Genomic DNA, 26,921 nt, shown 5'->3' with positions numbered 1-26,921 from the left:
ATGAAAATGATTAATGGTGTTGGCTCAGGCTCATCTACTACTGTAGACCCAGATACTCTTGCTCCTCCAAAAGATGACGACACAGCTAAAGCTGCCTCTGATGGTGCTGGTGATGGTGCTCAGGAAAGGGCGGCGCAGCAAGGTCCCGCGCTGCAGGCTGCAGAAACGCAGACCAGTGTTTGGGATAGTTTCTTATCCAACCTGCCGGAAGCCGATCCTGATTTTGAGAATCCTTTGTTGTCGATTCCAGGGACGACGAACTACGCGACCGACCCGAGTAAGTATAATGCTTATGTGGCCAGTGTTTTGGTGGATCCGGCTGATACTGTTGCTGATGAAGACTTGCCTGCGAACTATAGCAATCCGTCACCGCATGAATTTGTCTCCTGGCATCCGGCAGTTCAGCTGCGTTATTTGCGCGATAATTTCACTGAGGCGCAGATTCAGTCAGGAAACACAGTCATTGGTACAGGGTCCAATCAGGTTGGTGTAATTCGCTCCGATGATAAACGCAGTGTGACCATCGTGAATGAGTTGACAAAATCTCGTATTTTCCAGCTCTCGAAGACGGAGCAGGAGCGACTCGCAAACAACTCCATCTTTAAGACCAGAATTGCGCCGCTGTTGGATCTGCTGCCAAATGCAGATACAGACCTTGCTGCCAGCCGCGCTGTGATTACGGCCCAGATCGACAAAGAGATTAATGACGTTAAGAACAAGACGTTGACTAACAAAACCTCAAGCTCTGACCGTGATAAGTTCAATGAGGACAAGCAGGCCTACGTCAAGCAGTTGGAAATGCTGAGAGATAATGTTCCTAATACCGGAATTTATGCTCGTTCAGATCTGGCTACCGAAATGCAGGAAATTGTGAAGCGTTTTGAGCGGGCGCATGCTTATTTTGATGTGAAGACACCAAATCTGGCTAATCCAGCGCGGAACTCGAGAGATGTTCTAACGCCAGATAATAATGCCTCGATCAACCGTGGTTATGCTGTTTTTATCGAGCAAGAGCAGCGTATTCTAGCAATCAAGCAAGCTGAGCAGCAGATGTTATCTGCTGGTGGTATCACAAACTCGGATGGTACAATTTCCCGGTTGGATTTGCCGACGCTGGTGGCGCTCATTCAGAATCAGGCCAGTTTGAAACAGCAGGCGATCATTACAATGAGAACAGAGCAGCTCACCCAGCTCAACCAGTTGTCTCAGGCCTATGCGGAAATGCAGCGTATTGTGAACGAAGCACTGAAGAAGTTCAATGATACCGGAAAGGACGCGGATAAAGAAAAGCACTCTCTTTCTGTGTCTTTTGATAATCCTAGCCAGTTCAGTACTGCTGTTGCGTATATGTTTGAAGACTTTGCTTCGGGTAAGCCGCACCCTGTTGAGAAGGAATTTAATATTACCCGGCCAACGCATGACATGATTAACAATAGTAACGGAAGCAAAAACTCCTTTAAGCGGACGCAGTGGGAACGCTTCTCAACGCAGTTGAGTGATGCGGTTACGCTTCTGAACCCTCAGTTGCTGACCAATGATATCAATCAGGATAACCGTGAACAGAACCGTTCGTACGAGCAGGCGACTGGTACTGTACGCCGTAGTTTTGATCTGAATATTCAGATTGCGCGTGGCTTCTCTTAAAAGCTTTTTTTTGTGATGGCAGCTCTGGCAGGTAAGTCAGGGCTGCGTTTTATTTTGACTGGGTACGGGATTCGGAATGCGGGTTGCATCGATTACAATTGGCGTGAATGAGGTTTCCAACTGGAAGGTTGAAGACCAGGTTCAATTGCCAGAGGGCAAAAAGCTTGCTCCTGTATTTTTGCCAGAAGTGCGGCCCTTAAATGAGGTCTTGTACCGTCCGACACTGGATGAGCGCCTACCTTCTCTTTTATTGCCGGATTTATCTGAAACAGACATTCTTTTGCCGACTGAGTTGAGCGAAATGCGCAAGGAGCTTCAGCGTTTGTTTGCTGCGGCAGCTTTGCGTGAGCAGGGTGAGCAGCAGCGTGTTCTAAAAGGTGTTGCAGACCTGTTGATGGGTGATGTGTTGCTTGATGAAGACCTGCAGGCAGCCCTTGCCATGTTGTTGCAAGGGTAAATTTGATGACAGCGCTCAACAGTCGGCAGCGAGACTTCCTTCTTCTCAGTATCTACATCATGACGCAAAACTGCAAATATGCAGAGGCGCTCACTATGGTGCAGGGTATGATGGTGATGGAAGATCATTCCAAAGACGTGCTTCTGGCCCGGACGGTTCTGCTTTTCCTTCTCAACCGTTTTGACCTGGCACTTGAAAGTCTGCGGGAGTTGGACCTGCTGGATCCACTTGAGCAGTTTGGTAAGTATACGCGTAGTGATGAGCAGTCCATGCGTCATTACATTCGAGCGCGTTGCCTTTATACGCTCCACGATGCTGATAAGGCTAAGGATGCGATTGATATCTATCTTGGCAACCGCCGGCAGAAACTCTCCCAATAACTCCAGATTGTGATCGAAGGGGAAGGTTTGTTTCTTCCTCTTATGCAGGCTGAGCTGCCTTTTGTTGGTGGCAGATCAGCCTGTTGGTTGTGCTCACATGTTCGTGATGCATAAAAATCACTGCACAATGCGGATTGCCTATTCTTGTGTTCTGTTTGGCACAGAACACCTTCTGATTGCGCTCTATTGTTTTCTTAAATGCTGAATTAGTCAGAGATAAAGAAAGGGCGCCATGTCACTTCTCGATATGCCCAAACAGTCACCAGAGCTCTTTGCTGAGACGATTAAAGAGATCGCTGAGCCGCTCGTTGAGCATCTTGATTCACTGGGTTTCAAGGATGAAAAATTCTATCAGTTGATGAAGCAGGGTGTCTCCATATCCGAGATGCTGGGTTTGTCAGAGGAGGAGCTCGCAGCTGTCTATGAGATGGCTCGCCGGAACATCTCCGTCGGTCAGGTCGAGAAGGCGAAGTCGCTCTTTATTATGTTGGTGCAGATTGCCCCGATGGAAGAGCAGTACACCTATGGCCTTGCGATGACCTATCAGATTCAGGGCGACGTTCGCATGGCCGTGAAGCTCTATCTGCATTTCATCAGTATGGATGCGACCAACCCGCAGGGGTATCTGCGTCTTGGTGAATGTCTGCTGGCTGCAAAGGAATACCAGGAAGCTGGTGACGCGTTTGAAGCCGCACTGCGCATGTTTGATGATCCCGTCAAAAATTATGACGACAAGAAGTATGCGCAAACCATGATGAAAAGCGCACGCCAAAAACTGGTCTGACAATAGTTTTGATCTCAATTATTTAAGCATGGAGAATAGATATGGAGCTTCCTAAAGGTCTGGGCCTTGGTCTGAATAGCAACAGTCTGGGCGATATTTTTGATACGACCTCTGAAATGGCTGGCAAGGCTGGTGATGTAAAAGGTGCAGGTAAGATTGGGCCGGGAGCACTTGCATCTGTTGGTGGTACGCCGATGATTGCGACCATTGCGTTTGCGCAGCACATCACGCGTCTTTCAAACAGCCTTACTCAGGTTGGTCCTGACACTCCGCTGACCACTTCCAGCTTCCAGGATATTGAAGTGCTTGTTGCGTCCGTTCTGGACAAAATGCAGGGCACTCAGGAAGCCGTTGAGAAGAACAAAGTGGGTCTTACCCAAGCGAAGCAGAAAGGTGCTTTGCAGGATAAGGCGATCAAGCTTGAAGAGTCTATCCGCAAGCAGGAAGAAGCTGAGAAGAAGCAAAAAGGTCTCAGTATCTGGCAGAAGATCTCTCTGGCATTTCAGTGGGTTGCTGCGGCAATCTCCATTGTGGCCGGTACAATTTTGGCGGTTATTCCAGGACTGCAGGTTGTCGGGGCGTTTATGATTGCTGCCGGGGTGGTGCAGCTTGCCATGGCCATTGATGCCACGGTGCAGGCCGCGACTGGCCAAAGTATCGCCGGACATATTGCTGTGGCCGCTGGTGCGGATGAAGAAACCGTAATGAAGGTTGATATTGCCATGAAAGTGGTTGCAGCCGTTGTCGGTATCACTCTGGCTGCTGCGTCCTTCTTTATTCCAGGTGCTCAGGCAGGCAGTGTTGGCGCGATGATCCAGGCGATCTCTTCCATCACTTCCGCGATCATTCAGATCGGTAGTAGTGCCGGTTCGATTGCAGCGGGTGCTGTTTCTTACACAGCTAGCCAGGATGTTGCGCAGTCCAAGGAACTGCAGGCAGATGCCACTGACCTTGATGCGTTTATCCAGTTGCTCAGTCAGATCATCGATCAGCTGCTCTCCATCCTGACCAAAGCAGGCGAACAGTTCGCTGATGCGTTGGATGGAACCGTGAGTTCCATGAATGAGCGTGCTGATACGCTGGGTAGAACAAAGTTTGCAGGTTAAAAGGAGGTATTTATGTCAGCAACCGTAGGTGCCAGTTACAATCGTGATTATCTGCCACCCAGTTTCTTTCAGGACGGCAAACTTGCCGTTTCTGAAGAGCGGGCAACGGAGTTCCAGCAGAGCGTAGAAGCGCGTCTGGCAACTTTGCCACCAGAGCATCACGGAACATTCCTGTCACTCGTGTCTTTGCCGCAGTTTGCTGCAAGCGCGAATTTTGACAAGGCGACAACGGACGAGGCGTTGGGTCGTCTGGAAGCGGCGACTGTTGCGATCGGTTCTCTCGACAAGGTCGACAGCACAGGCAACTTGTCTCGTCTGATTGCACAGGCTCTTTACAAGTCTGCTGTCAATCAGCGCAATAACGAGCTCGAGTCCCGTTTGATTGCACGTGAGACTGTGAAGACGCAGATGCACGCTCAGGCTGGGAAGAGCCGCGATGCTGCTGAAGAGACCCGTACAGGTGCGATTATCAGTCTTGTTGTGACTGTTGTTTCTTCTGCTGTTTCCATCGTGATGTCTGCTGTTGCGATTGGTAGTGCTGCAAAAGGCTTGGGTGCGGCGAAGAACTCTGCGAATGCCAACTCGCAGGCTGGCAAGATGGATGCGAAAGCAGCTGATGTTGCGCCGGGCAAGGGTGGCAAGCTGAATGACTTTTATTCGCAGCGTGCCGGTGATTACCGTGCGCAAGCGAAAGGTTTTGATGCTGTCGCAAGTGCATCCGGGTCTCGTGCGCAGTCCATCGCGACGATCGGTGGCGTTGCCAATACTTTGGGTAACACGACCTCTCAGGGTGCGAGTGCGTTCACTCAGGCAAACGCAAAAGAAGATGAAGCGATTTCTCAGGAGCTGGCAGCAGCTGCTGAAGAGGTTCGCAAGGAGAATGATCAGGCTGAATCCATCCAGAAAGCTCTGGACGATATCATCCGTGCGATCATTCAGTTCCTGAAAGAATCTCGCGAAATCGAAAACGAACGGGCGGCTGCGATTACTCGCGGTTAAGCCACAAAAGCAGGTGTGCGTTTATTACCCTCAACGCACACCTGTTTTTTCGCGTTTGGTGACTGATTGCTGATCTTGCGCATGTCAGAGAGGATTTCTCGTGTTCTCCTTAAACTTTTCAGGGTGCTTGGATAAGCTCTGGCGAAAGCTGGGATTAGGTGCACCGATTTTCTCCGAGCAGAACACCGCTTCGATGAATGTTGACGGTGTCCAACTCGTGTTTTCCGATGCCCTTGATGGGGGTGGTATTGAAGTCACGACGGTTATTGGCTCACTGAGTGAAACGGTGGGAACCCGAGGCCGACAGATTGAAGATATCCTGCATTTAAATCTGGCCTGCCTGTCGCAGTTCAGAACGCTGGCGGTTTTACGCAAGGCTGATGATGGCGCAGAAGAGCTTGTGCTTTCGGTGAGCTTTCGCGGGTACACAGAGCTGGAGAAACTGACCGAACTGGTCGAGGAGCTCTTGTCTGTTGTGAGCCTTTATCAGCCGCTGGTTTCAGCGGACCCAAGTGGTTATCAGAGCAATCCGTTGCTGGGTGCTGCGCAAACCTCTCTTTCTGATGAGCTGGATGGTGCCATGGTGTTTCACCTTTAATGCTGCGCTGCCGCTCCCAAACTTTCTTATTTTCTTAAGCCGTAAAGAGGCACGATATGACTGAGCTCGTTTCAGAACTGGGCAACTCTCCAGAACAAGACATCAAGGCAATCGCAAAAGGCGCAATTGGCCGTAGTCTGGGGCTTACGAAAGATGACATCATTCCGGGTCTGGTGATGGCCAAGGGCTTGATGGATACAGGGCGGACTGAGAAGGCGCTGGAGATCTACACTGGACTTGTTCTGCTTGAGCCGATCAATGTGGATGTGCAGCTTGGGCTGGCGAATTGTGCAGTGCAGTTGCAGCAGTACACACTTGCTGTGCAGGCAGCTTCCGCTGCAATGGTGCTCGACCCGACCAACCCACGTCCATACTACTTCTCTGGTGTTGCTTGTCTTGCGTTGGGCCACATTACAGAGGCCAAGGAAGACCTTGAAGACACTTTGACATACGCCAAGGATCGCAAGGATGCCGAGATCCATCAGGCGGCTCAAAAGCTATTGACCGGGCTGAACAACGCATGAGTTCAACTTACTGCACTTACCGAGTTTTGAGGCCGGGGATAAACGATGCCACTCGCACCTGTTACAGACAATACTCCGGCTTCTGCCGCCTCCGAAGGTCAATCGGGAGAAGCACATGTCAATCTTGATGCTGTTTTTCGCGCGCTTGGTGGTGGGGATGTAAGTGCGCAAGCTGTTCTTGAGGCTATCAAGTCCCGGCAGGGGCTCTCGGCTGTTTTGAAGGCTGATGGCAAGCTGGAGAAGGTTCTTTATCAGTTTGCCTATCAAGCTCTGCACTTGCAGCAAAAAGCATCTGCAAAGGAGCAATTTGAAGTTCTCTGTCTGCTTAATCCAAACAATGTTGAGTATTGGCTTGGGTTGGCGTTGAGCCATGCAGACTGGCCACTTGGCGGGGGGGACGTCAAGAGATCGCTTCGCAAAGCAAAGCTGCTTGATGAGGCACATCCAGCCGTCGCCCTCAGGCTTGCTGAGCATTGTTTGTGGTCACGAGAGCTGGATGAGGCGACTGTGGAACTGGTGCGCTTTTATCAACTGATGAAGGTGCGGCCTGTTCCTGAGCTTATCGAGTATTCCAAGCGGCTTGCATTTGCATTGGAGGCGCAGAAAAAATCTGCAGCACGAGACAGTGATGTGTCATGATTGCGACTTCCGGCTATCCACATCTATCCTATGATCTGGGTGAGGATGAGAACGGAATTGTTGAACTTGCTGGTCCGATACAGGCGGAGAAATTCTCCAGGATTTCCGGTGATATAGGGATTTTGTATCGCGAGTTGTCGTTTACGGCTGGCTTGCTGACATCTGCGCGGAAGGTCGAGAGTGTCAAACCACTTGGTGCTGGCAGGATGTCAGTGGATCGCCAGATTGCGTTGCAGTACGGGACCGAACTGGCGCGGACCAGAGTACTCTCTCAAGACCATTGCTTTGAGTATGAACAGCGGGCGACCCGGACGGTCAATCGCCTGAAGGAAGCTGATCATCTGTATCTTAGATACAGTGCGCAGTTTGATCTGTCTCGCTGGTTTGCCTACGAGAAACCGAGCCTGACGTTTTCTGACGAGAACCGCATCGGACTAACAACCTTTGAGGTGGCCTCTTACTCGCCTGTCGATTTGCATGAGTTGATTGCGAAAATCGAGAATCGGTATCATTTGCTGCAACGCCTTTATACGCAGCTTCCTCGGTTGAATGAGCAAAAGCGGCGGCCTGGTTATGCTTATGCTTTTATGCTTCTCACAGACGGTGTCCTATCTGTTCTTAAAGCGGCCCTTGCGAAGCGGACTGCTGGTTCTGGGGACGACAGTTCTTCTTAAGGCGGTCTTTAGGTGTCAATCCTACAGTTTGTTTGGGCACTGATCTCATTCTTCGTTTTTGATCAGAAGGATGTCGCAGGTGTTGTACGTTCAGCACACACATGGAAGTAACGATTTTTTCACTTCGTAATTGTCCCAATAATGTCCATAAGAGGGCGGGTTCTGTGTTTTAAGGCACAACACGACCTCTGGGTTATCTGCGAGATATAGGAAGAGATAATTCAAGGAGTCTGAGATGACTGCAGTTACGCCAATTGGTTCTTCATCTGTATCCAATGCCATTGATAACAGTGCACAGATTGTTCGCCCGGCCGCGAACAAGAGTGTTGAGTCTATTCCGTCTGCCAGTCAGCTCCTCTCAGTCGGGGTGTCGGCAGCGTTCGGTTTGCAGCCACCGCCAGACAGCGGAAATCTGGAAGTGATGGTCGGGCAGGTTGTTGCCCGGTTTGAGGAAATCCAGACTTCTTTGAAAGAGCAAAATCTTATCGGACAGTCTGAAAAAGTGCGTTCTGCACGCTCTGAGCTGCTACAGGCGCTTGCTTTGCAGGAAGATATTGCAGCTGACATTGAGGCTTTGGACTTGCAGCAGCAGGAACAGGAAGGCCAGTTGTCTGATTTGCAGACCAGTCTTGCCTCTAAGCAAGATGAACTGGCAAATCTTCCGGCAACTGTGCCAAGCGATCCAGATGATCCAGATAGCGAACTCGTTCAGGATCCTAAAGAAGTTGCCCGTTTGAATGGTGAGATTGCCCAGATCAATACCTCGATCAGTGAAGTAGAGACTGCGCTTGCTGATACCGTCCAGCAGCTGGACGTCAAACTTGAAGACCTGAGTGAAAGTGATGCGGTGCAATCTTTGCTGCGTACTGCGCTTGAGGAAATGGCTGGTGCGCCGAAGACTGGTGAGATGGACGAACACGGCCAGTCTACCCTGGAAGGTGCTTTGTCGGATGCTGCCAGCAAGCTGAACGGGACTAAGCCTGAGTTTGATGAGCGTCACACCATTATTGAAGAACTGCGCGAGGAAGTGCGTGTGTTTGCTGAGGATCGTGTGAAGGATGAGAAGGCTTTGATGACGCTTCTCGAAGCTGAGTATGCCCTGCGTCTGGTCGGCTTTGTGTCCAGCTCAATCTCCAAATCACTTTCTGTGGCGGAGCAGTCCGTTACTGGTCAGGACACTTCGGATACGACCGGCAGACTTCAGCTGCTTTTAGATAACGGCCGCGTTTAACGTAATCGAATAAAGTTCGGGCAGCACAAGTGCGATAGCCCCGGGTTCGTTTAGCCCCGGGGATCGTGTTGGGCGCTTGTGCTGAACGCATAGGTTTGAAATGATTGGTGCTAAACTAAGTTCAATGCTGCGCAAGACAGCAGGGGTACTTTCTATTTCTTTGATCCTGTTGGGGTGTACCACAACCCAGCCAGCTGATCAGGAATGGGATAACACAGCCCCACCAGCGGGGTTGTCTGACCAGCTTCAGCGGTTCTTTTCAGAAGAGAACCAGCGCGAAAACCATCTTGCCCTTTCAGGTCAACCAAGATTGGCATCCAATACGCGTGGCGTATTGGGCCGTGCGATCAACACCCGTTGGGTGAACAGTGAAAATGCGGAAAAAGGCAGACCCGGCGCGGCTTTCTACTTCAATGATGAAGAAGCTAAGGTTTTGCTGTCAGATTCCCGGCTGAATAACGCCAACCGGCAGGAAATCCGCGTTGCGCAATCCAGTGATGCCAAGGCGACCTCTGATGTGGTGCGCCTGAACTTCCGTGGTGAAACTCTGGAATATTTCATTCAGCAAACGCTGGGTGGGATTTTGCAGGTCAACTATGTGATTGATGAGCCGCTGGAAGGTGCTGTCACGTTCCAGACGGAAAAACCAATTGCCAAAGACCAGATGCTGTCATTGGTTCGTGTGCTTTTGGGCCGCAATGGCTATATTCTGAAGCTCATTGACCAGATCTTCCACATTGGCCGTCCTGAAACCATTCAGGCGATTGAACAGTTTTCTGGTGTTGGGTCTGCGGGCGATCTGAAGCTTCGGATCTTGCCTGTTCGCTCAGCTTCCCCAGGTGATGCGGCGAAGGTTTTGCAGGCTATACTGCCAGCTGGTGCTTCTGCTGTTGCAGTTGAGGGATCGAACAAGATTGCGGTTCGGGCGCGACCAGAAGATATTGGTGCGGCTGAAGAGTTGGTGAACAGCCTTTACAATCGTGACAATGACAAAACGATTGTGTCTGTGTTGCGCCTGCAGCAAAGTTCAGCAAGTCAGGTTGCCAAGCAGATCACCACACTGTTTCAGCAGCTTTATCCAAACCAGGTCAATTCGCCGCTGACCGTTATTCCGCTTGAGGCGCAGCAGTCTTTGCTTGTGGCTGTGCAGAGCCGCGAGATGTTGCAGCGTGTGCGCCGGATTACGAAGGAAGTTGATTATAATCTTCTGGATACGCCTAAGGTGCGGATCATCTCGCTGAAATATTTGCCTGCAAATGAAATTGCAACGCAGCTCACGCAGATCCTTGCGGGTGAAGGGGGCAGTGGTTCTGTTGCTCCGCCGGCTAATGAGCAGAAACAAAAAGCTCAGAATAATGGCTCTTCCGCCCGCAAGTTCCCAGTCTCTGCTACTGGTGTTTCCGTAAATCCAGGTGGAGATTCAATCAACAACCGCTTTAACAACGCGAACAAGTTGTTTGACGATATTGCTGAGACGCGCGGTGCCAAAGTCGCCGTTGCCAAGAAAGTAGGCATTGTTGCTGATAGCCGGAACAATGCGTTGCTGGTGAACTCAACCTATAAAGAATTCAAACATATCCGCGACGTTGTGCAAGCACTTGATCTGCCGCTTTCTCAGGTGGTGATTGAGGCGACAATTGCTGAGGTGAACATTAATGACAACCTTTCCTATGGTGTTCAGTGGTACCTGAGTAAAGGTAATTTTGCGGGTGGTGTTGGTACAGTCGCAGAAGGGGCCTCTCGTCCAGCTAGCGCTGGTGGTGCTCTTTCCCTCAATACTGTTGGGGTTGATGTGGTGTTGAAGGCACTTCAGAACATCACCAAGGTGAAGGTGATCTCGTCTCCTTATCTGACTGTTCTGGATGGCCGTAAAGCGCGTCTTGTGATTGGTGATCAGGTGCCGTTTGCGTCTCGCAGTCAATCTTCCAGCAATGATGGCAACGTGACTGTGACCAATGAGGTGGATGTAAAAGACACCGGTATTGTTTTGCAGGTTGAGCCGAATATTCGTTCCAACAACTCCGTTCTGCTGCAGATTCAGCAGGAGGTGAGTAATGTGGTGCAAAACAAGACTGAATCATCGCTGACACCGACCATTGCAACGAGAACCATTAACTCGGATATCGTTGTTGAATCCGGACGGACCATTTTGCTGGGTGGTCTTATTCAGGAGCGCAAAGAAAAGGGTGAGTCTGGTGTGCCGATCCTGCGCAAGATCCCAGTGTTTGGTGAGCTCTTTAAGGACAATACAACGAATGACACAAAGCGGACTGAGCTGTTGGTGATGATTACACCGCGTGTTGTTCGCAAGCAGTCTGAACTGCAGAACATTACGCAAAAATTGCGCCGTGAGCTGTCTTCTTTCTAAGCTGCTTTGAACTGACAGATGTGTCCCCTGGAATGCTTCGGTGTTCTGGGGGATTTCTTTTTTAAGTTGTAGGATGGTGAGAGAAATTCATTCTTTCTGTATCTGCTAGGCTTTTGAATAATAAATGAAAAATAATGCGGATTGAGATTACATCTTATTCAAACTGTATCGTTTAGCACTTTGTGTTTCTTCGTTTTCTGGCAGTGTTATCTGCAAGAAAGTAAGGAAGCGGAGTACCCCAATGCTCGATAAATTGCTCAATGATGCATGCCAGATATTAGGCGTGAAACCACAAGAAGATGAACAGGATCCATCTATTCGTGTTGTTGACCTAGATGCATTCTCATTGAAATTTAAGCTGGTTACAGACAGTGATCGTATCTGTGTTTCTGCGCGTTTGTGTGAGCTGACAGCGGTGCAGAGAGACCGGATCCTGGAGCTGGTTCTCGTTTACAACACGCAAAGCTTCCAGTCAGGCGGTATGCGTCTGGTGCTGATCGAAAACGATGCGCTTGTCATGCATAATGACCTTCGTGCTGTTGCCTGGGATGCTCAAAAACTTGCCAAGTTTGTGTTGGCATTTGCTGATGTTTCGGCTGGCTGGCTGAAGATTGTTCGTGAAATGGGCGGGTTGGCTGAAAGCGCAGCTGACGATGATGAGCATGACCTGTTTGAACCAGCCTCTCTGATAAGCCTCTAAAAATCCAAGCTCCTTCCATGGGGCTTAAACGTTTCTTTTTCTAAAAATTTAAGACAGTATCCTGTGACTGATCCTGAGGAGGGTGGTTTGGCGGCTGTCGGTATCTGGCGGGCCACAATGACTGAAATCCTCTTTTCTCAAAATGATCGTTACACCAATGTGGTCGCACGCCTTGAGGCTGCTATTTCGGGTAAGTCGGTTCAGGATGCCCGTGTGAGCCTGACCCGAAGTGCGAGCAAAAATGGTGAGGTGCTTTACAAGGCCACAGTCTCTCGTGAAAACGGGGACGGGCTTAGTGAAAAAGTGCTTGGACTTTGCCGCGCTGTGACACGCCACACCCGTTTCCTTCAGCATAAAGCAGATCGACCAGAGCAGAAGGTCTCCAACTGGAATGTGTTTTATCAGTTGTTGAGGAATGAGGCTGCGCAGAGCCTCTATGAAGATTCCGTGGATCAACGTCAGGACCTGTTTGATGAGGCCATCAGCTATATCTCCCAGTTTGTTTATGAGGAAGAGAAGAACAATCCAAAGGGGTTGAAATTCTCCTCCCTCAAGACACTGAGTTCCTATTTGAAAAACCAGGGTGCTGTGACTGTTCTGCCCGAGAACTTCAAGGAAGAGCCAAAGGCGACCGTTGGTGTTTCCAGTGCGTTGCTGATGTCGTCTCTGGGCTTTCAACTGGCAGGTAATCAGATGCGATATGTCAGTGATGATGACTTCCGATTTTCTTATGCCGGGTTGGGGCGGCGTAATCTGGACGATTATCTGGAGCAACAGCCTTCATCGCCGACGAATAGTAACGACGGCCCGCATGGTGACATCCCTCATCACGGAGAAGGTGTTTGTCCAATGGATACTGTTCAGCCGCCTGCAGAGGTGCCGCATGATGATCAGCCTGCGTTTGAGTCCAGCTTCAACAGCATGAATGAGGCTTCAGCCACTGAACTATCCCTCCAGCAATCGCGTGAGTTGCTTGATGAGAAGGGGGAAGTGGAGACGGGTGGACCTGATGAGGATGAAGCTGTGCGCGAGAAAGCCTATAGCCGCGACAAGCTGAAGACCAAGGCTGCCAAGATTACACCGGTTGGTGAAGAGAGTGACGTTGCCGATGAAGGCGGGCACGAAATTCGTGTTGAGGATGCGTTTGCTGGCGCTGAAGATGATGCCGTTGAACGCGAAGTGCAGGAAGCCAAAGTCGCAGAGCGCCGGATTAAAGTGCTGTCGTTTGATCGGGATTACCAGACGAAAAACTCACATGCAATTCGCACGGTTCGCAGTGCTTCAACTGCACCAACACAATAACAACAAAACTGGAATGATGCTTTATGATTGACCTTGTTCTTCCTTCAAGGCCAACACTTAACGACCTGCTGAGTGTGCTTCTCAGTAGTGAACATGATCTGAAAATCCGGAAGTCTGATCTTGTTATTCCTCCGCTGAAAAAGGCACGGGGGCGAACTGAAGATGAGCTTGTCTTTCAAACCAAGCTGGTGAAGCCGCGTGCTTTCAGTCTCTCTCAGCCTCTCTGGAAGATGGTAGGAAGGCTTGGTGTCAGAGGCAGGTTTTTGACTGCAAAAGCAGAGGCATTTGAGCGGCAAGTGCATGATGTTGAAGATGCCGGGACCTGGTATGATTTTGAAGTCCTGATTGAAAACCAGATCAAAGCGCATGATTGCGATGTGTTTGAGTACATGATGGCGATCATTCAGCAGGCGTTTGGTGATAGAGGGCCTTCAGAAGCTGCTTTAAGTTTTGGTGAACTCACACGCATTAATGCCATCGTCATGGATGTACTTCCATCGGCTCCGGTCTTTTCCATTGCAGCGAAGATACTTGATGAAGCGGAGAAGAAGATTGAGCTTGGGCTGGCGTACCTCGTGCGGACCAGTGGTTGCGTTCAGGACGAAACTTCTGATGAGGTTCTGGCTGAAATCATGATCAAAGCGTTCGGCTCTGCAGATAGGGAGAGTATTTCGGCCTCTAACGATCAGATGCGCAGCTTTAATGAACAAATGCGGGTCTGGGAAGAGCTTGAGATGAGAGCAATTGCCCGTCAGATGGCGGTTGCTTAGCTCCTACTCTTCATACGTCATCTATTTCTGAGAGGCCGGTTCTGAATGGATCGGCCTTTGTGCTGTTTGACACTTAACGCTAAGCTATTGAGATAACGAGGAATAACCAAATCGTGTTTTGATGTTTTTTCTGCAGGAAACATCGTTGGCTGTGACCAACGGCACTCAGCTGTATGTCTCACACGTGCATTCTAAGCTCAAGAATTTACAGGTAACGAGCCGTTTGAGGCTTATGGAATGCGGAGGCAATAATGACCGGAGTTAGCTTTTCCAGTAGTAGTCAATTATCTGATGTTTTGGCGCAGATAGACCATCAAGCAAACAAGGACTTTGTTAAAGACAATGCGCAGGTTCGCGTTACTGGTGGTGATATCAAAGATGGTGAAACCATCTACAGCGCAGACACAAAGGATGGAAGTAGTAAGGTTTCCAAAGCAAGTTTCGCCAAGCTGACTGGTGGCAAACTGTTTGGGAATGCGTTGCAAACCCACGACAAAAAGCTGAACAACTGGCATGTCTTCACGCAGTTGGCAAAGAATGAGATCTCTGCAGGTTTAGAAAAAGGTGGGCTTCAAAACCATCAGGCGAAGACAGGTGATATTTTGACCGCGGCCTTTGACAAGGTTCAAAGCAAGCCAACATATCACAGCAATGACGTGCGTTTTGGAGCACTGCAAGAATTGAGCACGACGATCAATACGTTGGTTAGCGAGGCTTTGTCGGATGCCAGTGTGTACGATGAAATCTCAGTCAATCCTGGCGGTGGTCGCTTCATTGATCGGGATGGCGCTGTTGTTCTGCCTAACTCACTTTACGGCTCAGCTTACTCTGATGTGTCGGGTGACGGATATAGCTTGCTTGGCGGGGAAGGTGTGCCTGACGAAGAGGAGTATGCAACTGTTCGCTTTGAAGGCGAGCTGAATAAGCCAGAACTTGGGGATCAGCAGTATGCCGCGGTTAACAAACGTGGTGGTGACAAAGAAGGCGCGCCGATCCTTAGGTATTACACGCCAAATCAGTTGCGAGAAGCCGCAGCAAATGAGCGTAGGGAAGCCGCTGGCGTTCTGGCTGATATCGATCGTCAGGTCATCGAGAATGAAAATCCATACAACAGGCTAAACTTCAACACCGGACCGTTGGCGGAGCCGGGCAGTTTCCTGCTTGATGAGACTTACGCGACTATAGATCAGTCTCAGGCAGATTCTCGCTGGGGAGAGAAGGTGAGCACTGTGAACAATGAACCACTCTACGTAAATTCAGGGGTGGAGAGTGCTGTAGAGAACAGCAGTGAGTATTCTGATGTGCTTCTTGGTGATGATCAGGCGATCTACGGAAATCTAACGAGGGACGGAAGACCGGCTCCATTGCCCAAGCCAGCAGCTGGTGACATTCCACCAGTTCCGCCAAAGCGGGATGCCTCTCTTCAATAATCGTTAGGTTTGAATAGCGAAACTTATTCGATCAACTGACAACAAGAATTCGTATGCGGCTTGCTCTTTGAATGTAGCAGGTCGCATGCAAGCTTTGGAGTGAGGGTGGAATGAACACAGAAGATTTTGATAGTGAAACCGTAAAGGTGCTCGCGGAGCTTGGTTTTATTGCTGTCTCCTATGGTCTTGCAGAACATGCTGACTCCATTTTCAAAGCGTTTCAGGTGATGCGTCCGGATCAGGAGGCAGGACCTCTGGGCCGAAGCCTTGCTGCGATGACGCGCGGCAATGTGGATGAAGCCTTGCTCTGTCTGGAAAACGCACCGCCGACAGATACCATCCAGACGTATCGCGGGCTGGCGTTGCTGCGTAAGGGCGAGATTGATACGGCCTGCGAAATCCTGAGCGAAGTTTGTGAGATGGCAGCTGGTACGCCGTGCGCGAAAATTGCTGCACAGGCTCTGTCCTCCAGAGACGAACTCGCCAATCCAGTAAGCGCGATGATGTCCCGTTAAGGGGCGTTCCAGCTCAGTTTACCTTAGTTTCAGTAATACGTGAGGAGCATTCATGGCAACAGTATTGGACAGCGCACTCACCTCTCAACTGCAGCAGGCGCTGCAGGGCGGAGCCCCGTCAACCGGTGGTTCAACAGGCGATGTTACCGGTCTTGAGGACCAGTTCCAGACAGCGCTCAATGCTGCCGGGGGCGTACAGCCGCCCGTGGCCGGGCAAATCGTAAATGGCAATGTGGTCATTGGCGGAGTGGAGCAAGTTAATGCTGCCCAGAACGTGGCAGCTGTTTCAGCACCAACACAAATCGCTTCCGTCAATCCGACGGACAGTAACTTCGTTATTGACGGGTTGGCCAAGGTCAGGGGTGTTTTTGCCGAGACCAGTTCCAACATCAATGCAATTTCTGAAGGTGGCAAACTCAGTCACTTTGACAAGCTGATCAACATGCAGATCGAAGTGGCGAACTACTCTTTGCTGGTTGATGTGAGCTCGAAAATTGCAGGCAAAACCACGCAAGGCTTGGACGCTTTGATGCGTTGATTAAGACTGCGCATTCAGTAGGTATAGTGAAAGTCTAAATGAATATTCGGCGTTTTATTACAATTGTGGGCATGGTGATTGGTTTGGCCGCCTGCAACACAGATCTTTACACCAACCTTTCTGAGCAGGAGGCAAACACCATGCTCAGCCTGCTGCTGGAAAATGGTGTGTCTGCTCAGAAAGTTGGTCTGGGAGATGGTCTTGTCACCTTGCAGGTGGATGACGACGATATTCAGCGTGCCGTCACAATTTTGAATGCGAATGGTTTGCCGAAACGTACGCGTGACACGCTCGGTCAGGTCTTCCAGAAATCTGGCATTATCTCCTCGCCATTTGAAGAGCGTATTCGCTTTATCTACGCGTTGAGTGAGGAAGTGGCTGAGACCATTACCGAGATTGATGGTATTGTTTCTGCCCGCGTTCACATCGTTTTGCCGGAAAAGGCGGATCTTGGCGAAGAGGTGAAGCCTTCTTCTGCCGCGATCTTCATCAAGCATCGCCCGGAGTTTGATATTGAATTTCTGATCCCTCAGATCAAGCGCTTGGTCAGTAATGCGATTGAGGGTGTTGAATACGCCAGCGTTTCTGTTGCGCTTGTTCCAGCACGTGAGCTGAAGCCAATCTCACAGCGCTCAGCGCAAGAGTATGAGGCCGTGTTCCCAGGCTTGCGCATTGCACGCGATGACGCAGGTATGTTCTGGCAGATCCTTGGCGCTGTAGGTGTCGTGCTGCTGCTGTTGATTGGTGGCGTTGGCTATTTGCTGTTCAAGCAGATCAGCTCCGGCGGTAAAAAAACCAAGGGTGGAGACGGCGACGAGCTTCTGCCTGAAGAACTTGCTTAGTAGCAGGGGACTGGCATGATGACAGGCACTCCACATCACTCCGCAGTCTGGCCGCTTCAGGCCAGACTTGCTGCGTCTTTACTGAACCCTCTTTCCTTTGCGCATGATGACCATCTGACAGCTGCCGGCCTTGAGTTGAACGTGCTGCGTGGTCTGGCTGGGCAGGAGGATTTTCAGAGACCATTGAATACGCATGTCTCGCAAAAGCTTGGGCTTACTGCGCTTGCTGCTGATGTGGCGGTCACGCCAACTCTGGCAGTCTCAGAGCAGGCCCGGCTTGCGTTGATGTTGTGCAGTTTGGGTGCTGAAGATTTTGGCGGCGTCATGCGCATCATTGCGATTGCCAGACTTCATGAAATGATCGGGCGCCTTGTGCTGAAGAATGATTGCCAGCGTATGGAAGCCCTTTTTGGTGAAGAGGTTTTTGATATCGCCATTCGCGATGTAGCGTTCTTCTTCAACTCGCTTGGCTATGAAAGCGAGAATGATGAGGCATTCCATCGTCTATGCAGTGGAAGTGATGAAGAGGCTTTGCAGGCGCTGACACTTGTTGGTGCCGAGGGCATTCTGGCTTTCGTCAATGCTGTTGATGCGAAACTTGAGCCGCTTGTTCGTCTTCGCTTTTCCAATGAACTCAACGAAAAACTTAGCGCTCGTTTGCAGGTGATGCGAGCAGAGCAGCAAGAGCATTTTGTCCAGTATTTGCGTCGGAGATTGCCACAATGGCGAGCATTTATAGACTGAAAGAGCTGGGCGCAAACCTGACGCCAGGCACGCACATCATCAAGGAAGCCGAGTTTGCTTCCATTGAAACGGCTGACCAGATCATTGCAAATGCGCAGCGCAAGGCAGAGGAAATTCTGCAGGATGCGACGCGCGTTTATGAAGAACAGCAAAAGCAAGGCTATGAAGATGGTGTGCGTAAAGCGCAATCTGAAGCCTGTGAACGCATCCTTGGTGAGCAAGAATTGCTCGACACGCGCTTGCGTGAGGTGGAGCATGATGTTGTTACGGTGACCATCACGCTGCTGCGTCGTTTGCTGGATGAGTTTGATGATGCTGAGCGCGTTCGCCTGATGGCCCGCAGTATGTTGAAATCACTACGAGCTGAAAAGCGTGTGCGGTTGCATGTTGCACCGGAAATGTACTCCCAAGCGATGGCCATGAGTGGTGCGATCACTGATGGTTTCAAGCAGGTCGAGTTTCTTGAGATTGTCGAGGATGGCGATTTGCAGGGGGCTCACATTGTACTGGACGCACCTGTTGGCCGCGTTGATGGCAACTTGCAGGTTCGGCTGGAGGAAATTGAAGAGATCCTGCGTCGCACCTCATCTGCTCAAGCACCCTCCAAGCGATCTTCGGAGGTGTAATGGCATCTCTCATTGAACCTGCTGAGCATGTTGAGGGCCGTCGCAACCAGATTGGATCCGGAGTGCCGCGGCTTGGTCGTGCGCTTGTCAAAGCTGCCACGGATGTTGACCCTTATCCGCTGACAGGCCGTGTCCGCAAAGTGGTGGGTACACTCATCCATGCAGTGGTGCCAAAGGTGGAAATTGGCGAAATTGCTGAGCTTTACACGCGCTCAACAGGCCGCAAACTTATGGCAGAAGTGGTTGGGTTTCATGATGATGAAGCGCTGCTGTCTCCCATTGGCGAGCTTTATGGCGTAGGGCCGGACACCGAAGTTCGTCCGACGGGGCATGTGCAATCTGTTCCTGTTGGTGATGGGTTGCTTGGCCGGGTTCTGGATGGCATGGGCAACTTTATTGATGGGTTGGATCGGGAGTTTACGCCTGCAACGCATTATCCGGTCAACCAGGAGCCGCCGGATCCTATGCAGCGCCGGATTATTGACAAGCCACTGCCAATGGGGGTGCGTGCTATTGATGGCATGCTGACCACTGGCGAAGGCCAGCGCATGGGCATTTTTGCTTCTGCTGGTGGTGGTAAGTCCACGTTGATGGCGATGTTGGTGAAGGGCGCTGCTGTTGATGTGACTGTGCTGGCGCTGATTGGTGAACGTGGCCGAGAGGTACGCGAGTTCATCGAGCATGATCTTGGGCCTGAGGGGATGAAGAAATCCGTTGTGGTTGTTGCCACTTCTGACAAGAGTTCCCTGGAACGTTCGAAAGCGGCGTTTGTTGCAACCTCGATTGCAGAGTACTTCCGCGATCAGGGGAAGCGCGTGCTGTTGCTGATGGATTCCGTGACCCGCTTTGCGCGTGCACAGCGTGAGATTGGCCTTGCTGTTGGTGAGCCGCCGACCCGTCGTGGTTTCCCGCCTTCTGTTTTTGCCACGCTGCCGCGCCTGATGGAGCGTGCAGGGATGAATGATAAGGGCTCGATCACTGCGTTCTATACAGTCCTGATGGAAGGCGATGATATGAATGAGCCGGTTTCTGATGAGACCCGCTCCATTTTGGATGGGCATATTGTGCTGTCGCGCAAGCTGGCAGCGGGCAACCATTATCCTGCCATTGATATTCTGAATTCCAAGAGCCGCGTGATGACAGCGGTTACCACGCCTGAACATCGCGAGATGTCCGGCAAGGTGAATTCGTTGCTGGCGAAATATGAAGAGGTTGAGCTTCTGGTGCAGATTGGTGAGTACCAGAAGGGGGCTGATGCTGAGGCTGATCTGGCGATTGCTAAGAACAAGCCGATCAAAGAATTTCTGCAGCAGCGTACTGATGAGTTCAATGGCTTTGATGAGGCCTTGAGCAAATTGAAGAGCACTGTTGCGTGATCAACCAAATCAAAAAACTTCATCTCGTCAAAACACTTAAGGAGCAGAAAGCTCAACGAACGCTCAACGCTGAGCTGGAGAAAGTTCGGCGTGCCAAAGAGCAGCTGGAGCACAAGCGGCAAGTTGCGGCAGATGAACGTGCTGCGCTGCCAGCCAAGCAGGATGCGCTTTATCTGGAGATCATCAAAAAGGTCATTTCAACGGATGATCTCGATAAAGTGAAAGAGCAGGCACAGATCCTTGAAAGTGCGGTCAAAAAGCTGGAGGACGCAGCGGAACGCGCGGCCTATGTTTATGATCGTGCGCTTAAAAATGCGGATGCTGCCCGCCTTGAGTATCAAAAAGCACTTCGCATCAAAGATAAGTATGGAAAGGTTGCGGATGATCTTCGGGTAGAGACCAATGCCTTAATGGAGGCTGCGGAGGAGCAGGAGATCGAGGAGCAGTTTTCCGGGCGAAGGCAAGTGGAATTATGAAAGTTTCTCAGGGTTCGCAGCCACTTGAGCAGCAGCAAAATCTTGAAAATATACGTGGTAAGCAACCTCGTGAGCATGGCAAAACGTCTGGCAAGCAGCAGGGCAACAAGTTTTCCGAGGGGCTGAACCGGCAGGATGTCAGCTTGTTTCAGGAACAGTTGCGCAGCGCTGAAGGCAAGTCTGTTCCAGTTCATGGAAAGGGTGCTTTTCAGGAGGAGGGCGAAGGTTCCGAGCAGGGCCAGACTGACCCGCTTGACTTGAACCATGCCCGGTTGCTGGCCGCGTCTGATCCCGCTGAAGCCCGCAGTATTTCCGTTTCCAATCCGTCCGAGCTGTTCAGCTCCGTGCGTCAGGCGAGTACTGAGGCGCGTGTCGATAAGGCGATGAGCGCGATTGCAAACCAGATTGAACAGGCTATGCGCACAGAGGCCATGGCAGACAAAAGTGATGGACGCGTCTTGAGCCTGACCCTTGATGCCAACCGGTTTGGCCTTGCCGGACTGAAGCTGATGACAACGCAAGGTGGTCTGGCTGTTGTGCTGGAGCGCGTGAGTGGTGACCGGGTTGCTGGTGAAGTGCAGGCCGCAGCGCAGGGGCTCATGAGCACTTTGCAGCAGCGGTTTCCTGACCGGAAAATCCGCATTCTTGATCGACTGGAACAGCAGGAGATTGAGAGTGTTGATGCTGGTTCGTCTTCAATGGGAGGTCTGTCCTCCATCTTTGCGGGGAACAGCACGAGCTCATGACATCCTTGAATTACCAATCCAAAACTGACCCGCTGGCCTACTGGAACGCAGCTTTGAGCTACGCGGAGCAGGACATTACGGTTGAGAGCACGCACACGCTGAACTTTCAGGTGAGTGAAGCGCCTTCCGCTTTTGCGCAGGGTTGTGTTCTGCGTAGTGTTTCTGGCGCGACGGCTTTGCTGGTGCTTGAGGACTTTCCGTTTGCGGCTCAGCTGAATGTGCCGCTCGCTTATGCGGATGTTCTTGAGCTGGAAGACGGACTTCGCAATGCTCTGGTTGAAGGCATTGTTTCTAACTTGCGCAATGAATTACCCGCTGATTTTACGAAGATCCAGAGCGAGCTGCCGTTGCAGGCTGTATCTGCCTTGTTGCCAGCGCGTGACCTGGAGCAACTGAGCTGGTTTGCTGTCCGGTATGGCGAAATTGGCGGCGCTCCTGTGCTGGCCAAAGTTGGTGTGCGGCCTGACGCGCTCTCCGGTTTTCTTGGAGATTTGCCACTGACCGCGCAGCCTGCATGGCGAGCCGTGCGTGAACAGTTGAACACCTCCATCTGCCTGACACTGTGTGAAGCACCGTTGCCAACAGCTGAGGTTTCCAGTCTGCGCATTGGGGATCTGGTGGTGCTGGATGCACCTGCGCTGGGTCAACGGATCACCGTGGACGGGCCGCTGAGTCGGCATCATCTGGTGCTGGTTGAGCAGGGATGGGGCTGCGAACGAATTGAGAGTGTGAACGGTATGAGTGAGCTAACCGAAGAAGCGAATGCGGAGCAGGTGAGTGGTGCTGAGGAAATCGGCTCTATTGATCTGTCGCAGATGATGGTGCCGGTGCGGTTTGAAGTTGATGAGCGCGAGATCTCTATTGCCGAGCTGGAAAGCTGGGCGGCGGGGTCGTTGGTGAACATTGATGTGCCTGCGCTCAATGAAGAGACACCGGTTTATGTGCGAGCTGCAGGCAAGCGCATTGCCAAGGGGCATCTGGTGCAGATTGATGAGCGGGTCGCACTGCGCATTTCTAAAACTGACCGGGGCACCGGCCTTTAAAACTGCTTTCGGTCACGCCAAAGCCTAACATAACCAGAGGTGCCCAAAGGCGCCCAATCTGAGATTTGCTGATGACGTCTGATCCATTCTCGCTCATATTAGTGCTTGTGGTTGTGGCCCTTGTTCCGTTTCTGGCCATTGTCGCCACATCCTTTATCAAGCTTTCGGTGGTGCTGCTGCTGGTGCGTAACGCGCTTGGTGTGCAGCAGATTCCGCCTAATATGGCGTTGAATGCGCTGGCTATCATTTTGTCCGGCTACATCATGCTGCCGGTCTTTTTGCAGACATTTGAGATCGTAGAGCAAGGAAACCTCTCCATCACCACGGTGGAGGAGATGAAGACCACCTTTGTTGCTGCCAAGGGGCCGCTTGAAGATTTTCTCGCCAAGCATGCGGACAGCAAGGAAAAGGCGTTCTTCCTTGAGGCGTCCCGCCAGTTGTGGCCTGCTGATATTTCCGCAAGCATGACAGAGGACAGCATTGCAATTCTGCTGCCGGCCTATACCGTTTCGCAGTTACGTGAGGCGTTTGAGATCGGGTTCCTGCTGTATCTGCCGTTCCTTGCGATTGACCTTGTTGTTTCCAACATCCTGCTTGCCATGGGCATGATGATGGTGTCGCCGCTGACGATTTCCCTGCCGTTTAAACTGTTCCTGTTTGTGGCTGTGGATGGGTGGTCGCGTTTGATCCTCGGTCTCATCAAGACCTACGTTTAGCCGGAAATGTAAGAGGAGTAGCTTATGTCCCCTGAAGACGCCGTCTACCGCATTTCCGAGGCGATGATCCTTGTGATGATGCTGTCTTTGCCGCCAATCATTGTTGCCTCGCTTGTCGGCCTTGCCGTGTCGCTTTTGCAGGCTTTGACGCAGATGCAGGAGCAGACAATCCAGTTTGGGGTCAAGCTGATCGCCGTGGCCCTGACGCTGTTCATGATGTCCAGCTTCCTTGGCTCGGAGACCATTGGCTTTACGCAGGCTTTGTTTGATGATTTCCCGACCTTGGTCAGGTAACGCCAATGAACCTGCTTGCGGAGATCACCACAGTCCATCGTGATGCATTTCTTGTTTTGTTGCTGACGTTTCCGCGTATTTTTGCGGTGTTTGCAACATCACAGATCTTCAATGCCACGTTGATGTCGCGCATGGCGCGTAATGTGGTTGTGATGGTGATTGCGATCCCGCTGTACCCTTATAACCTGCAGTACGTGGACGGATTTTCGCCAACTGGATCGATGTTTGTTGTCTACTTCTTCAAGGAGTATGCCATCGGGTTTCTGATTGGCTATACGATCTCTTGTCTGCTTTGGGCCGTCCAGTCCGCTGGGACATTGATTGACAACCAGCGCGGTGCTGCGGTTGCCTCCAGTATTGATCCGATGCTGGGGAACGAGAGCTCGCCAGTCGGGGATTTGTTCTCGCGTGCGTTCATTCTCTATCTCTTCCTGACGCCAGGGTTCTTCTTCATCCTGACACTGGTTTATAACTCCTACATGATCTTTCCGGTGACAGAGTTTATTCCTGTTCTGCCAGAGGATTTCCCGGAGCTGATCCTGTCGATCTTCGACAATGCGATGCGCCTGATGTTTGTTATGGCTGCACCATTGGTGATCCTGATGTTCCTTGCAGAGTTTGCACTGGCGATTATCAGCCGGTTTGATCCGCAAATTCAGGTGTTCATTCTTGCCATGCCGATCAAGAGTGGCGTGGCCGTCATTCTGCTGACGTTCTATCTGTCATTCCTGCTGCCCGAAGCGGCTGAGCACCAGATTGAGCTGAAGCTGTTTACGGACGAGATCTTCGGGATCTTTGAAAAAGGCAAGGACATCTATCAGGATCAAAAGCTTGAGGTCCGTCCATGAGTGGGCAGAGTGCTGGCGAAAAAACCGAACTTCCCACCCCCAAACGAGAGCGTGAATCTCGTGAAAAAGGGCAGGTGGCCAAGAGTACCGAGGTGACGACCACCATCTCGCTGTTTGCGGTGATTGCTTATCTCTGGTTTGCGTGGGACCGCAATTTTTCCAAGCTGGTTGGCCTGATGGATGACATGGCCAGTCTGGCGACGCGGCGAGACTTTTCTTCCTCCGCCGGAGAAGGGGTGTTTGGTGTTTTTTCGACCTTTATGGACATTGTGCTGCCGCTGATTGGTGTTGCCATTGCGGCGGGCATCTTTGGCAACTTCGTGCAGTTTGGCTTTCTCTGGGCCGTTGACAGCATCATGCCCAAGCTGAGCAAGATCAGTCTGGCTGAAGGGTTTAAGCGCATCTTTTCCATGAAGCAGGTGGTGCAGGTTCTCAAGTCCATCCTGAAAATCGCCTTGCTCAGCACCATGCTCTACTTCACAGTGAAGTACGCGATTGGCGCTTACATCAACTCGCTCTCCTGTGGCATTCCCTGCATTGCTAATATCAGCGGTGCGATTATGAAACTGATCCTCGGGATTTCGTTTCTGGCCTTTGTTGGCGTGGCGATCCTTGATTTCATGTTTCAGAAGCACACCCACATCAAGAGCCTGAAGATGACGAAGGAAGAGGTGAAGCGGGAACATAAGGAGTCCGAGGGCAGTCCTGAAATTAAAGGGCAGCGTAAGCGGATTTCTCAGGAAATTCTCATGAGCGACAACCTTGAGAATACCCGCAAAGCCAGTGCTGTTGTGGTGAACCCGACGCACTACGCGGTTGCCATATCCTATCGCCCGGATGAGGTTGCTGTGCCATTGGTGGTTGCCAAGGGGCTTGATCTGACTGCGCTTAAGATGCGTACAGAAGCTGAAGCGGCAGGCGTGCCAATTTTTGCCAATGTGAAGCTTGCCCGTATGTTGCATGCGGAAGTGGAGATTGAAGAGCTCATTCCGCAAGACATGTTTGCAGCTGTTGCCGAAATTCTTGTCTGGATTGATAAGAACAAAGACATTCTTTACAACGGCCCGCTTGAACGCGGTGTGATTGATCTTGAACATGAGAAGAAGAGCGGTGATGAGCCGCTGAACTAAAGCAGTTCGCACTTAAGCTGAAACACCTGAACTGCTTTAGCCTTTGTTTTTGCGTATCTCCAAAAACCGGTTTCCACTTTTCGGCGATACGCTGTCGTTTCATCAATGTTCCAAGAAGCGCCCTAAGTCCTACATTTCCTCGTCTTTCTGTCTTGAATAATCCAGCTTGCAGTTGTGTGAGAATCGTGTTTCATTTGTAATTGTATTGTAATGCAATTGTAATTCAAGTGAGGGCGAGATGTTTTATAGGCTCTGTAAGCGGGACGTGGTCTCGGGTTTCATCACCAGTTTGTCAGTTTTGGTTTTCTTGTTTTTTGCGCAAGCCTCTCTTGCGCAATCGCCTCATCAAAGGGTTGGCCCCATCAGTGAGCGGCTTGGTGAACTGAATATGCAGATTTGGCGGGTTCCGGTTGAGTTGGAAGACGGCAGCAGGACGATCACTTTGGATGCGACCACCTTCAAACCTGATGGGGAAGGGCCTTTTCCTCTGGCGGTCTTTACTCATGGGGCGGCTCGGAGTGCTCCTCGTGAAGGCCCTTATGATTTCCGTCCTGACGCTGCAATCAGGTGGTTTCTTGCGCGAGGATACGCTGTTGCTGTTGTTATTCGCAGAGGCTACGGACGTTCAGAGGGGCAGCGTTCTGTTGTTGAGGATGAAAATTCACCTCGCTTAATCAAGCTCATTGATGAGCGTGCCCATGATATCACTAGTGCTGTGGGGTACTTTCAGGATCAGCCGTTTGTGGTTGCTGATCATATTGTTCTTGTTGGATTTTCAGCAGGTGGAAATAGTGTTCTTGCAACGGCTGGCAAGGCCCCAAAAGGCGTTCGCGGTGTTATTGCGTTTGCGCCTGGATCCGCGACTATCAACCGCAATGAATTGGCTCATGCGGAGCTGATGGAGCGTGTTTTCAGAGAATATGGCTCAAACGCAAAACTGCCCGTACTCTGGATTTATACGGAAAATGATGAGTTCTATAGCCCGAAGTTAGCCAAGTTCTTTTTTAAGGCCTACACATCAGAAAGTGATGCAAAGCAAGAGCTTGCCATTTTGCCGCTTGAGGGTGAAAACGGTCATGATCTCTTCCTGAGGGATGAGGGTCCTAAAATCTGGGGCCCGGTTGTTGCGCCGTTTCTTGAGCGGTTGATGCCTTAAAGCAGTTCGCATTTAAATTGAAATACCTGAACTGCTTTAGAGCGTGTTGCGTTCATTTGCATTCACGCCTCACGCTCTAATTTCTTTACTTTCAGCGAATTCTTGTCGTTTGATTGAATTCAATCAAACGGAACGCGCTCTAGTCTTTGTTTTTGCATATCTTTATCCGAAAACTGGTTTCCACTTTTCAGAGATACGCTGTCGTTCGTCGCGTTTGCATCAAAAACTTATTCCCCCTGGTTCCGCCAGCCCTAAGATTATCTCG

30 protein-coding genes are annotated in these 26,921 nt (G+C 51.0%); all 30 read left to right on the top strand.

Annotated features, from left to right (window positions below; translation table 11 throughout):
- The first annotated feature begins 6 nt into the window (after window positions 1-6).
- Window positions 7-1,644, top strand: a complete 1,638-nt coding sequence (locus PsW64_RS23965; protein WP_208980995.1) for a hypothetical protein — start codon at window positions 7-9, stop codon at window positions 1,642-1,644.
- A gap of 76 nt (window positions 1,645-1,720) precedes the next feature.
- Window positions 1,721-2,101 (top strand): type III secretion apparatus assembly protein SctX, encoded by a 381-nt coding sequence (locus PsW64_RS23960; protein WP_063289323.1) that lies wholly within the window; start codon window positions 1,721-1,723, stop codon window positions 2,099-2,101.
- A gap of 5 nt (window positions 2,102-2,106) precedes the next feature.
- Window positions 2,107-2,481: a hypothetical protein gene (locus tag PsW64_RS23955; protein WP_057463707.1), complete on the top strand. Its 375-nt coding sequence runs from the start codon at window positions 2,107-2,109 to the stop codon at window positions 2,479-2,481.
- A 232-nt stretch (window positions 2,482-2,713) separates the two neighbouring features.
- Window positions 2,714-3,265: a hypothetical protein gene (locus PsW64_RS23950; RefSeq protein WP_063289322.1), complete on the top strand. Its 552-nt coding sequence runs from the start codon at window positions 2,714-2,716 to the stop codon at window positions 3,263-3,265.
- Between the two features lie 41 nt (window positions 3,266-3,306).
- Entirely contained in the window at window positions 3,307-4,371 is a 1,065-nt protein-coding gene (locus PsW64_RS23945; RefSeq protein ID WP_063305257.1) for a hypothetical protein, read from the top strand.
- Window positions 4,372-4,383: 12 nt separating this feature from the next.
- Window positions 4,384-5,370 carry a hypothetical protein gene (locus tag PsW64_RS23940; RefSeq protein ID WP_063289320.1) on the top strand — a complete coding sequence of 329 codons (987 nt, stop codon included), beginning with the start codon at window positions 4,384-4,386 and terminating at the stop codon, window positions 5,368-5,370.
- A gap of 100 nt (window positions 5,371-5,470) precedes the next feature.
- Window positions 5,471-5,968 (top strand): type III secretion system chaperone, encoded by a 498-nt coding sequence (locus PsW64_RS23935; RefSeq protein WP_208980994.1) that lies wholly within the window; start codon window positions 5,471-5,473, stop codon window positions 5,966-5,968.
- 56 nt (window positions 5,969-6,024) lie between these two features.
- The gene (locus PsW64_RS23930) at window positions 6,025-6,492 is read left to right on the top strand and encodes a tetratricopeptide repeat protein (protein WP_063305255.1); all 468 of its coding nucleotides are present in this window, start codon (window positions 6,025-6,027) and stop codon (window positions 6,490-6,492) included.
- A gap of 45 nt (window positions 6,493-6,537) precedes the next feature.
- The gene (locus PsW64_RS23925; RefSeq protein WP_063305254.1) at window positions 6,538-7,131 is read left to right on the top strand and encodes a hypothetical protein; all 594 of its coding nucleotides are present in this window, start codon (window positions 6,538-6,540) and stop codon (window positions 7,129-7,131) included.
- Window positions 7,128-7,805: a hypothetical protein gene (locus PsW64_RS23920; protein WP_063305253.1), complete on the top strand. Its 678-nt coding sequence runs from the start codon at window positions 7,128-7,130 to the stop codon at window positions 7,803-7,805. The genes PsW64_RS23925 and PsW64_RS23920 overlap by 4 nt, the downstream gene beginning before the upstream one ends.
- A gap of 235 nt (window positions 7,806-8,040) precedes the next feature.
- Window positions 8,041-9,036 carry a hypothetical protein gene (locus PsW64_RS23915; RefSeq protein ID WP_063305252.1) on the top strand — a complete coding sequence of 332 codons (996 nt, stop codon included), beginning with the start codon at window positions 8,041-8,043 and terminating at the stop codon, window positions 9,034-9,036.
- A 100-nt stretch (window positions 9,037-9,136) separates the two neighbouring features.
- The gene (gene gspD, locus PsW64_RS23910) at window positions 9,137-11,404 is read left to right on the top strand and encodes a type II secretion system secretin GspD (RefSeq protein WP_208980993.1); all 2,268 of its coding nucleotides are present in this window, start codon (window positions 9,137-9,139) and stop codon (window positions 11,402-11,404) included.
- A 241-nt stretch (window positions 11,405-11,645) separates the two neighbouring features.
- On the top strand, window positions 11,646-12,104 hold the full coding sequence (locus PsW64_RS23905; protein WP_057463715.1) for a type III secretion system chaperone: 459 nt from the start codon (window positions 11,646-11,648) through the stop codon (window positions 12,102-12,104).
- 63 nt (window positions 12,105-12,167) lie between these two features.
- Window positions 12,168-13,406 (top strand): hypothetical protein, encoded by a 1,239-nt coding sequence (locus PsW64_RS23900; protein ID WP_208980992.1) that lies wholly within the window; start codon window positions 12,168-12,170, stop codon window positions 13,404-13,406.
- Between the two features lie 23 nt (window positions 13,407-13,429).
- On the top strand, window positions 13,430-14,176 hold the full coding sequence (locus PsW64_RS23895) for a hypothetical protein (RefSeq protein WP_063305251.1): 747 nt from the start codon (window positions 13,430-13,432) through the stop codon (window positions 14,174-14,176).
- A 251-nt stretch (window positions 14,177-14,427) separates the two neighbouring features.
- Complete coding sequence (locus PsW64_RS23890; protein ID WP_063305250.1) at window positions 14,428-15,606, top strand: hypothetical protein; 1,179 nt, start codon at window positions 14,428-14,430, stop codon at window positions 15,604-15,606.
- 110 nt (window positions 15,607-15,716) lie between these two features.
- Window positions 15,717-16,121 (top strand): hypothetical protein, encoded by a 405-nt coding sequence (locus PsW64_RS23885; RefSeq protein WP_063305249.1) that lies wholly within the window; start codon window positions 15,717-15,719, stop codon window positions 16,119-16,121.
- 52 nt (window positions 16,122-16,173) lie between these two features.
- The gene (locus tag PsW64_RS23880; protein WP_063289312.1) at window positions 16,174-16,659 is read left to right on the top strand and encodes a hypothetical protein; all 486 of its coding nucleotides are present in this window, start codon (window positions 16,174-16,176) and stop codon (window positions 16,657-16,659) included.
- Between the two features lie 38 nt (window positions 16,660-16,697).
- Entirely contained in the window at window positions 16,698-17,501 is an 804-nt protein-coding gene (gene sctJ, locus PsW64_RS23875; RefSeq protein WP_063305248.1) for a type III secretion system inner membrane ring lipoprotein SctJ, read from the top strand.
- Window positions 17,502-17,516: 15 nt separating this feature from the next.
- On the top strand, window positions 17,517-18,245 hold the full coding sequence (locus PsW64_RS23870; protein ID WP_063305247.1) for a hypothetical protein: 729 nt from the start codon (window positions 17,517-17,519) through the stop codon (window positions 18,243-18,245).
- Window positions 18,224-18,871 (top strand): type III secretion system stator protein SctL, encoded by a 648-nt coding sequence (gene sctL / locus PsW64_RS23865; RefSeq protein ID WP_063305246.1) that lies wholly within the window; start codon window positions 18,224-18,226, stop codon window positions 18,869-18,871. Before PsW64_RS23870 ends, sctL begins: the two co-directional genes overlap by 22 nt.
- Window positions 18,871-20,247 carry a type III secretion system ATPase SctN gene (gene sctN, locus PsW64_RS23860; RefSeq protein ID WP_063290630.1) on the top strand — a complete coding sequence of 459 codons (1,377 nt, stop codon included), beginning with the start codon at window positions 18,871-18,873 and terminating at the stop codon, window positions 20,245-20,247. Before sctL ends, sctN begins: the two co-directional genes overlap by 1 nt.
- The gene (gene sctO, locus PsW64_RS23855) at window positions 20,244-20,723 is read left to right on the top strand and encodes a type III secretion system stalk subunit SctO (protein ID WP_063289307.1); all 480 of its coding nucleotides are present in this window, start codon (window positions 20,244-20,246) and stop codon (window positions 20,721-20,723) included. The genes sctN and sctO overlap by 4 nt, the downstream gene beginning before the upstream one ends.
- On the top strand, window positions 20,720-21,469 hold the full coding sequence (locus PsW64_RS23850) for a hypothetical protein (RefSeq protein WP_063305245.1): 750 nt from the start codon (window positions 20,720-20,722) through the stop codon (window positions 21,467-21,469). The genes sctO and PsW64_RS23850 overlap by 4 nt, the downstream gene beginning before the upstream one ends.
- Window positions 21,466-22,512, top strand: a complete 1,047-nt coding sequence (locus PsW64_RS23845) for a FliM/FliN family flagellar motor switch protein (RefSeq protein ID WP_063305244.1) — start codon at window positions 21,466-21,468, stop codon at window positions 22,510-22,512. The genes PsW64_RS23850 and PsW64_RS23845 overlap by 4 nt, the downstream gene beginning before the upstream one ends.
- Window positions 22,513-22,583: 71 nt before the next feature.
- Window positions 22,584-23,228, top strand: coding sequence for a type III secretion system export apparatus subunit SctR (gene sctR / locus PsW64_RS23840; protein ID WP_057463727.1), 645 nt, complete (start codon window positions 22,584-22,586; stop codon window positions 23,226-23,228).
- Between the two features lie 24 nt (window positions 23,229-23,252).
- Entirely contained in the window at window positions 23,253-23,522 is a 270-nt protein-coding gene (gene sctS, locus PsW64_RS23835) for a type III secretion system export apparatus subunit SctS (RefSeq protein ID WP_008546860.1), read from the top strand.
- Between the two features lie 5 nt (window positions 23,523-23,527).
- A complete protein-coding gene (gene sctT / locus PsW64_RS23830) occupies window positions 23,528-24,370 on the top strand; it encodes a type III secretion system export apparatus subunit SctT (RefSeq protein WP_057463728.1) in 843 nt (280 codons plus the stop codon).
- Window positions 24,367-25,500 carry a type III secretion system export apparatus subunit SctU gene (sctU, locus tag PsW64_RS23825; RefSeq protein ID WP_057463729.1) on the top strand — a complete coding sequence of 378 codons (1,134 nt, stop codon included), beginning with the start codon at window positions 24,367-24,369 and terminating at the stop codon, window positions 25,498-25,500. The genes sctT and sctU overlap by 4 nt, the downstream gene beginning before the upstream one ends.
- A 388-nt stretch (window positions 25,501-25,888) precedes the next feature.
- Window positions 25,889-26,656: an alpha/beta hydrolase family protein gene (locus PsW64_RS23820; RefSeq protein ID WP_208980991.1), complete on the top strand. Its 768-nt coding sequence runs from the start codon at window positions 25,889-25,891 to the stop codon at window positions 26,654-26,656.
- Window positions 26,657-26,921: the final 265 nt, after the last annotated feature.

Source organism: Pseudovibrio sp. W64 (assembly GCF_001623145.1).
In the GTDB taxonomy this organism is placed as follows: domain Bacteria; phylum Pseudomonadota; class Alphaproteobacteria; order Rhizobiales; family Stappiaceae; genus Pseudovibrio.
Note: the sequence above shows the minus strand (reverse complement) of the source record. Positions and strands in the feature narration are given on the sequence as shown.